Source organism: Nonomuraea sp. NPDC049637, assembly GCF_040675235.1.
In the GTDB taxonomy this organism is placed as follows: domain Bacteria; phylum Actinomycetota; class Actinomycetes; order Streptosporangiales; family Streptosporangiaceae; genus Nonomuraea.
Genome location: NZ_JBFAOM010000046.1, coordinates 45,807 through 53,620, shown reverse-complemented (window position 1 = coordinate 53,620; position 7,814 = coordinate 45,807). Strand labels below are relative to the sequence as shown.

General features: G+C 71.2%; 7 protein-coding genes. 3 read left to right on the top strand and 4 right to left on the bottom strand.

Annotation, left to right across the window (positions count from 1 at the left end):
- Positions 1-97 precede the first annotated feature (97 nt).
- Complete coding sequence (locus AB0J71_RS40555; RefSeq protein ID WP_352325170.1) at positions 98-601, bottom strand: DUF2087 domain-containing protein; 504 nt, start codon at positions 599-601, stop codon at positions 98-100.
- Positions 602-609: 8 nt separating this feature from the next.
- Between AB0J71_RS40555 and AB0J71_RS40550 the strand changes: the two genes are divergently transcribed.
- Positions 610-1,173 (top strand): hypothetical protein, encoded by a 564-nt coding sequence (locus tag AB0J71_RS40550; protein ID WP_364419428.1) that lies wholly within the window; start codon positions 610-612, stop codon positions 1,171-1,173.
- Between the two features lie 131 nt (positions 1,174-1,304).
- On the opposite strand, the gene AB0J71_RS40545 is transcribed toward AB0J71_RS40550, so the two are convergent.
- The 3 genes from AB0J71_RS40545 to AB0J71_RS40535 are packed head-to-tail and all read right to left on the bottom strand — an operon-like array spanning position 1,305 to position 5,672.
- The gene (locus AB0J71_RS40545) at positions 1,305-3,803 is read right to left on the bottom strand and encodes a DUF3516 domain-containing protein (protein WP_352325172.1); all 2,499 of its coding nucleotides are present in this window, start codon (positions 3,801-3,803) and stop codon (positions 1,305-1,307) included.
- Between the two features lie 45 nt (positions 3,804-3,848).
- Positions 3,849-4,382 carry an N-acetyltransferase family protein gene (locus AB0J71_RS40540; protein WP_352325173.1) on the bottom strand — a complete coding sequence of 178 codons (534 nt, stop codon included), beginning with the start codon at positions 4,380-4,382 and terminating at the stop codon, positions 3,849-3,851.
- A gap of 36 nt (positions 4,383-4,418) precedes the next feature.
- A complete protein-coding gene (locus tag AB0J71_RS40535; protein WP_364419426.1) occupies positions 4,419-5,672 on the bottom strand; it encodes an acyltransferase in 1,254 nt (417 codons plus the stop codon).
- A gap of 187 nt (positions 5,673-5,859) precedes the next feature.
- On the opposite strand from AB0J71_RS40535, the gene AB0J71_RS40530 reads away from it, so the two are divergent.
- Together AB0J71_RS40530 and AB0J71_RS40525 are read left to right on the top strand one after the other, a co-directional pair.
- A complete protein-coding gene (locus tag AB0J71_RS40530) occupies positions 5,860-7,107 on the top strand; it encodes a sensor domain-containing protein (protein ID WP_364390085.1) in 1,248 nt (415 codons plus the stop codon).
- The gene (locus AB0J71_RS40525; RefSeq protein WP_352325176.1) at positions 7,098-7,745 is read left to right on the top strand and encodes a response regulator transcription factor; all 648 of its coding nucleotides are present in this window, start codon (positions 7,098-7,100) and stop codon (positions 7,743-7,745) included. Before AB0J71_RS40530 ends, AB0J71_RS40525 begins: the two co-directional genes overlap by 10 nt.
- Positions 7,746-7,814: the final 69 nt, after the last annotated feature.

Genomic DNA, 7,814 nt, shown 5'->3' with positions numbered 1-7,814 from the left:
CTCAGACCTCGACCGGCTCAGACCTCGACCGGCTCAGACCTCGACCGGCTCAGACCTCGACCGGCTCAGACCTCGACCGGCTCAGACCTCGACCGGCTCAGACCTCGACCGGGCCGCCGCTGCGCCAGTAGACGTTGCCCTCCCTGGACAGCAGCCCCTCGTCCACCAGGTAGCGGCGCAGCGCCGCGAAGTCGTCGTGGAAGGCCCGCAGCGCCACGTTGACGTCGGCCTCGGGGTAGCGCACGCCCGGCTCGAACACCCGCGAGACGTAACGCAGCACGATCAGCCGCTTGTCGCGGCGCATGCCCATGGTGGTCAGCCGGCCGTCGACCAGGAACGTGCGCAGCACCCGCTCCTCGGCGCTCAGCTCGGCGGGCGGCTCGGCCCGCTCCCGCAGCAGCTCGCGGAAGCGCTCCGGCCGCGCCCGCCACTTGCCGTCGTCGTCGCGCTCGGCCAGGCCGCCGCTGGCCAGGCGGTCGAGGGTCTTGGGGGGCAGGTCGCCGCTGTCACCGAGCACCAGGGACGCGAGTGCGCGCAGGGTGTCCTCCTGGCAGAGCAGCCCGAGCACGCGTCTGAGGTCTTCGTCGCTCACCCCTACCATTTTGTCCCATGATCGCAGCACTGTTCGTCGCCGTCGGCCTGGCCATCCCGGGCAACTTCCTGCTGTACGAGAAGGCCGCCGCCAAGAAGGACCCCAACCCCGAGCACAGCTGGACGGTGTCGGGCAAGAAGAACGCCCAGCTCGTCGTGAACCCGTGCCAGAAGGCCGGGCTGGGCCAGACCGGTCGCACAGCGGCCAGGACGATCGTCTACACCTCGGTGCCCGACTACTCCAAGTCCGAGCAGGTGATCCTCTACTCCTCGCCGGAGGCGGCGGGCAAGGCGGTCGGCGAGCTCAGGGCGGCCGTCCGGGCCTGCGGCACCGCGGCGTACCGGTACGGCGCATCCAGGATCGCGCTCGGCGACGAGGGCCTGCTGGTCACCGGCCAGGCCTACGACCACGGCAAACCGGCCGTCGGCGGCGAGCGGGCCGTCGTGACCCGCCGCGCCAACGCCCTGATCGTCTACACGGCCGGCGGCGAGTGGGGCAAGCCCGCCAAGACCGACTTCAGCCGGCAGCGGAAGGACGCGGGCACGATGCTCGCCAAGATCTGCACGCTCGCGGAGTGCTGAATGTCTCGATCTTGAGACGTCGCCATGACCGGACGCCTACTTTCGCCGTCCGACAATGAAGCGACAAGCCGGTGCCGGAACGCCCTTGCCAGTCCGTTCCGGCACACGGCTTGTTCTCTGTCCGCGGCTGCTCAGAGCCGGTTGAGGCCGAGCACGTGCAGCACGGCCCGGCCCTCCTCGTCGGAGGCGGTCAGGTCGACCTGGGCGTCGATGCCCCAGTCGCCGTCGCCGGCCGGGTCCTTGATCGTCTGGCGTACCCGCCACAGGCCGCTCTCCTCCTCGATCCGCAGCAGCGCGGGCCCGCGCGCGTCGGCGTCGGTGAAGATCTCCTCGTGGTCGGCGTAGTACGCGTCGAGCGCCGCGCCCCAGTCGACGTCGGGGGCGAGCTCCTCCAGCTCGTCCTCCTTCTCGATGGCGCACAGCTCGACCAGCCGGAACATGGCGTTGCGCACCAGCACCCGGAAGGCCCGCGGGTTGGCCGTGACCGGCCGCACCTTGGTCTCCAGCTGCGCCTGGCGCTCCAGCGCCTCCTCGGGGTTGGTCAGCTTCTCCCACTCGTCGATCAGCGAGGAGTCGACCTGGCGGACCAGCTCGCCCAGCCACTCGATGAGATCGACCAGGTCCTCGGTCTTCAGGTGCTCGGGGACCGTGCGCGACAACGTGCGGTAGGCGTCGGCCAGGTAGCGCAGCACCGTGCCCTCGGAGCGGGCCAGCTCGTAGAACTGGATGTACTCGCCGAACGTCATCGCGCGCTCGAACATGTCGCGCACCACCGACTTCGGGCTGACCGTGTAGTCGCCGACCCACGGGTGGCCGCGCCGGTAGGTCTCGTACGCCCCGAGCAGCAGGTCGTCGAGCGGCATCGGGTACATGACCTCGGCGAGCTGCTCCATGCGCTCCTCGTACTCGAGGCCGTCGGCCTTCATCTGGGCGACCGCCTCGCCGCGCGCCTTCTTCAGCTGCGCCGACAGGATCTGGCGGGGGTCGTCGAGGATGGACTCGACGATCGAGACCATGTCCAGCGCGTACGAGGGCGACTCGCGGTCGAGCAGGTCGAAGGCGGCCAGCGCGAAGGTGGACAGCGCCTGGTTGAGCGCGAAGTCCTCCTGCAGCTCGATCGTCAGCCGGGCCCGCCGGCCCTGCTCGTCGGGCTCGGCGAACTGCTCGACGATGCCGCCGGCCAGCAACGAGCGGTAGATGGCGATGGCCTGGCTGATGTGCCGCCGCTGCCACTTGCGGTCTTCGTGGTTGTCGGTGAGCAGGTGTCTCATCGCCTGGAAGCAGTCGCCCGGCCGGTTGATCACGGCCAGCAGCATCGCGTTGCTCACCTTGAAGCGGGAGTTGAGCGGCTCGGGCTCGGCCTGCTGCAACTTCTCGAACGTCTCCTCGCTCCAGCCGACGAACCCCTCCGGCGGCTTCTTGCGCGCGTAGCCGCGCCGGCGCTTGGGGTCGTCGCCGATCTTGGCCAGCGCCTTGGCGTTCTCGATGTCGTGCTCGGGGGCCTGGCAGGCGACGTAGCCGATGGTGTCGAAGCCCGCGCGGCCGGCCCGCCCGGCGATCTGGTGGAACTCGCGGGCGCGCAGCCGGCGGACCTTGTTGCCGTCGTACTTGGACAGGGCGGTGAACAGGACCGTGCGGATGGGCACGTTGACGCCGACGCCGAGCGTGTCGGTGCCGCAGATGACCTTCAGCAGCCCGGCCTGGGCCAGCCGCTCCACCAGCCGCCGGTACTTGGGCAGCATGCCGGCGTGGTGGACGCCGATGCCGTGCTTGACCAGCCGCGACAGCGCCCGGCCGAACCGGGTGGTGAACCGGAAGCCGCCGATCATCGCGGCGATGGCCTCCTTCTCGGCCTTGGTCGCCATGTTGATCGACATGAGCGCCTGGGCCCGTTCCATGGCCGCGGCCTGCGTGAAGTGCACGACGTAGACGGGGGCCTGCCCGGTGGTGAGCATCTCCTCCAGCGTCTCGTGCAGCGGCGTCATCCGGTAGGAGTACACCAGCGGCACCGGCCGCTCGGCGTGCTTGACCACCGCCGTGGGCCGCCCGGTGCGCCTGGTCAGGTCGCGCTCGAACATCGACACGTCGCCGAGCGTGGCCGACATCAGCACGAACTGCACGTTGGGCAGCTCCAGCAGCGGCACCTGCCAGGCCCACCCGCGGTCGGGCTCGGCGTAGAAGTGGAACTCGTCCATCACGACCTGGCCGATGTCGGCCGCCGCGCCGTCGCGCAGGGCCACGTTGGCCAGGATCTCGGCCGTGCAGCAGATGATCGGCGCGCCCGGGTTGACGCTGGCGTCGCCGGTCATCATGCCGACGTTGGCGGTGCCGAAGACGGCGCACAGGTCGAAGAACTTCTCCGACACCAGCGCCTTGATCGGCGCGGTGTAGAACGTGCGGACGTCTCTGGTCAGCGCGGCGAAGTGGGCCCCGGCGGCGACCAGCGACTTGCCCGAGCCGGTCGGCGTGGCCAGGATCAGGTTGCTGCCGGAGACGACCTCGATGAGGGCCTCCTCCTGGGCGGGATAGAGCGTGAGCCCCCGTTCGGCGTTCCAGGCGACGAACGCGTCGAATATGACGTCGGGGTCGGCGTCGATGTCTTCCGGCAGGCGGTCAACGAGAAGGCTCACGTATCTATCCTGCCGAAGTTTGCCGGGTGGTCGAACCCGCCGCCCCTAGCGGAGGTCGAGTTGCATCAGCACGGTGTCGATCCAGCGGCCGTGCTTGAACCCCACGTTGCTCAGCCGTCCCGCCTCCTGGAACCCGAAGGCGGCGTGCAGCCGCAGCGAGGCGGGGTCGCCGCCGTCGGCGATCACCGCGATCAGGGTGCGCGCGTCGGTCGCCGAGGCCCGCCGGACCAGCTCGCCCAGCAGCAGGCGGCCGAGGCCGCGGCCGGTGGAGCCGGGCGCGAGGTAGATCGAGTCCTCCAGGCTGTGGCGGTAGGCGGGCTTGGGCCGGTACTGGCTGAGGTAGGCGTAGCCGGTGATCGCGCCGGAGACCGGCCCGCCGTCCGCCCCGCTGTCCGCGCTGTCGTCCTGAGCCACCAGGAACGGCAGCCCCGCCGCCGCGAGCGCCGCCGCCTTGGCCCGCCACTCCTCGGCCCCCGGCGGGGTCTCGTCGAACGTGGCCACGCCGCCGGTGACGTAATGGGCGTAGATGGCGGTCACGGCGGGCAGGTCGGCCTCGGTCAGGTCGCGGATCGTCGTCATGCCGCCCGATTGTGGACGGGACGCGTTTCGCCGGTGTTACGCGCGGGCCTTCGGCGCCGTCAGCAGCAGGCCGCCGAGCACCGCGAGCGCCGCCAGGAACGGGCCGCCGCCCGGCGCGAAGCCGCCCACGGTCAGCGTCAGGATCCCGGCCCCGACCAGCCCCGCGGCCACCAGCATGACCCCGCGGCCGGCGGTCCCGTACGGCAGCGACGGCGGCGTCTCGAACCTGGCGAACGCCCGCACCAGCCCCCACATGACCAGGCACAACATCCCGAACCACACCGGCCACCCGGCGAACCAGAACAGGCTGCCCGGCTCCGGCGTCTCCACGCCCAGCAGCACCACGACCACGCCGGTCACGGCGAACAGCGCGGGCATGTGCCACAGGTAGACCGTCATGATCCGCGGGCCGGCCCAGTCCAGGACGCGGCGCAGGGGCAGCCGGACCAGCCAGGGGCGCAGCAGCACGGCCAGGCCGATCTGGCCGACGCCGACGGCCATGATGGCCAGCGTGGGCGGGGCCATGTTGGACACCTCGGCGCCGGGCAGGCCGATCATGCTGCCGGGGTAGGGGCCGAACCCGACCAGCAGCGCCGCCACGCCGAACCCGCCGGCCGCCAGCAACGCGGCCATCCGCACCCGGCCCTCCGCGTAGAAGAAGCCGATCTGGTGGACGGCCAGCCACACGAAGACGATGTTCACATAGCCGGCCGCCTCCAGGCCGGTCGAGAAGCGCACGACGTCCGTCAGCGCCGCCCCGGCAGCCAGCGCGACGGGGACGAGCACGCCGAACCTGCGGTGCAGGCGCAGCGCGTACGGCGTGACCGTGACCGCGATCAGGTACACGGCCAGGAACCACAGCAGCTGCCCGGTCAGCTTGGCGCCCACCGCCAGCGGCTGCTCCGGCACCCCCAGCGTGAGCAGCACGTGGGGCAGCGGGATCCACACCGCCGCCAGCGGCAGCAACGGCCAGGCGAGCCTGCGCAACCGCCCGGCCAGCCACTGCTGGTCGCTCTTGGCCGAGAGGCCGCGGCTGATCGCGTTGGCCGCGCCGCCGGCGAAGAAGACCAGCGGCATGACCTGGCTGAGCCACGTCACCACCCACACCCCCGGCGTGGACAGCGCGTTGCCCGTGGTCAGCCGGCCGCCCTCGTAGGACAGGACGGGGATCGTCCAGTGCTGCAGCACGATGAGCGCCATGCCGAGCACGCGCAGCAGGTCGATGAACGGGTCCCTGGCCGTCGCGCGCGGCGCCCGTACCGGGGCGGGACGGTCGAGCAGGACGGTCATGGGGGAGCCTCGTTTCGAGCGGGGGAGCGGATGACTCAAGGCTTCCGTCCCGGACGCTCGGGCACACTGCCGCGGACCGCCGTCTTCAGGTCAAGATCACACCACCATGGGGGGTAGGGCCAGCCCTACCCTCGGACGCCTGCGTACCTGCTCGTACCGGCCCGCCAGGGGACTTAGCCTTCATTGCATGCGCTCCCTGATGAGGCGTGTCCTTCTCGACACCCGCTACACGCTGGTCGGTTTCCCGACGGCCGTCATCGGCTTCGTGACCATGGTCGCCGGTTTCGCGGCGGGCGTCGGCACCGCGATCGTGTGGATCGGCGTGCCGCTGCTGGCCGGCACGCTCCTGGTCGCGAGGGGTTTCGCCGACGCCGAGCGCGGCTGGCTCTCCGACGTGCTCAAGCGCCCGCCGGTGCGGCCGCGTTACCGTCCGGCGCCCGAGGGGGCGGGCCGCTTCCGCCGCATCGTCAACCCGCTGACCAACGGCCAGTCGTGGCTCGACCTGCTGCACGGCATCCTGAACTTCCCCTTCGCCATCCTGTCGTTCGTGCTGACCGTGGTGTTCTGGGCGATCCCGATCCTCGGGCTGACCTATCCGCTCTACGGCGTGGTCACCTCGCGCATCCCCGGCAACGCGGAGCTGCCCGAGCTGCTCGGGCTGGGCTCCGGCTACCTGGTGAACACGATCTTCTACGTCTCGCTCGGCCTGGTCTTCACGTTCGTCCTGCCGTTCGTGGTGCGCGGGGCCGCGCTGGTGCGGGCCGGGCTCGGCCGGGCGCTGCTGACCGGGGTCGCCGAGCTGCAGGAGCGCATCGACGACCTGGCCGAGGGCCGGGCGGCGGCCGTCTCCGCCGAGGCCAACGCGCTGCGCAAGCTGGAGCGCGACATCCATGACGGCCCGCAGCAGCGCCTGGTCTCCCTGGCCATGGAGCTGTCCAGGGCGCAGCGGCAGCTCGCCAAGGACCCCGAGGCCGCCTCGGCCACGATCAGCTCGGCGATCAGCGCCACCCGCGAGACGCTCGACGAGCTGCGTGCCCTCTCGCGCGGCATCGCGCCGCCCATCCTGTCCGACCGCGGCCTCGCGCCCGCCCTCGCCGCCCTCGCCGGCCGCTGCACGGTGCCGGTCGACCTCGACGTGCAGATCGTGGGCCGCTTCCAGGCGGCGATCGAGAACGCGATCTACTTCGTCTGCGCGGAAACCCTGACCAACGTGGCCAAACACAGCCGCGCGACCATCTGCACGGTTCAGCTGCTCCGCATCGGTGACGTCCTCATGCTCACGATCGGGGATGATGGTGTCGGCGGCGCACACGTCGCCAAGGGACACGGCCTGGCCGGTCTGGCCGACCGGCTCCGGGCCGTCGACGGGGAGCTCACCGTCAGGTCGCCGGACGGCGGGCCGACGGTGATCGTGGCGGAGGTGCCGTGCGCGTAGTCGTGGCCGATGACGCGGTCCTGATCAGGGAGGGCCTGGTCAGGCTGCTGGAGGAGTTCGGCTGCGAGGTGGTCGCCACCGTGGGTGACGGCGACGCCCTCGTGGAGGCGATCGTCGAGCACAGACCCGACGTGTCGGTGGTCGACGTGCGCATGCCGCCGTCGTTCACGGACGAGGGGCTGCGGGCGGCGGTCGAGGCCCGGCGCCGGGTGCCCGGCGCCCCGGTGCTCATCCTGTCGCAGTACGTCGAGGTCTCCTACGCCGACGACCTGCTCGCCGACGCCCGTGGCGCGGTGGGCTACCTGCTGAAGGACCGGGTCGTCGACGTCGACGAGTTCCTGGAGGGCCTGCGGCGGGTGGCGGCGGGAGGCACCGTGTTCGATCCGCAGGTGGTGTCCCAGTTGATGGTCCGCAGACGCAAGGACGACCCGCTGGCGCAGCTCACGCCGCGCGAGCGCGAGGTGCTCGGGCTGATGGCCGAGGGCAAGTCCAACCCGGCCATCGGGCGGCAGCTCGTCATCAGCGACGGCGCCGTGGAGAAGCACATCAGGAGCATCTTCAACAAGCTGGGCCTCTACGCCGAGGACAGCGACCAGCATCGCCGCGTGCTCGCCGTGCTGGCCTACCTGAGGTCCTGACCTCCGCCTGTCATTGCCCGAGGTCCTGACCCTCGCCTGCGACTGCCTGAGGCCGGCTGCCTGAGGTTG

Coding starts and splice junctions, on each gene's coding strand:
- AB0J71_RS40535 (WP_364419426.1), bottom strand. CDS start 5,672: ATGACCGTCCTGCTCGACCGTCCCGCCCCGGTACGGGCGCCGCGCGCG.
- AB0J71_RS40540 (WP_352325173.1), bottom strand. CDS start 4,382: ATGACGACGATCCGCGACCTGACCGAGGCCGACCTGCCCGCCGTGACC.
- AB0J71_RS40555 (WP_352325170.1), bottom strand. CDS start 601: ATGGTAGGGGTGAGCGACGAAGACCTCAGACGCGTGCTCGGGCTGCTC.
- AB0J71_RS40530 (WP_364390085.1), top strand. CDS start 5,860: ATGCGCTCCCTGATGAGGCGTGTCCTTCTCGACACCCGCTACACGCTG.
- AB0J71_RS40550 (WP_364419428.1), top strand. CDS start 610: ATGATCGCAGCACTGTTCGTCGCCGTCGGCCTGGCCATCCCGGGCAAC.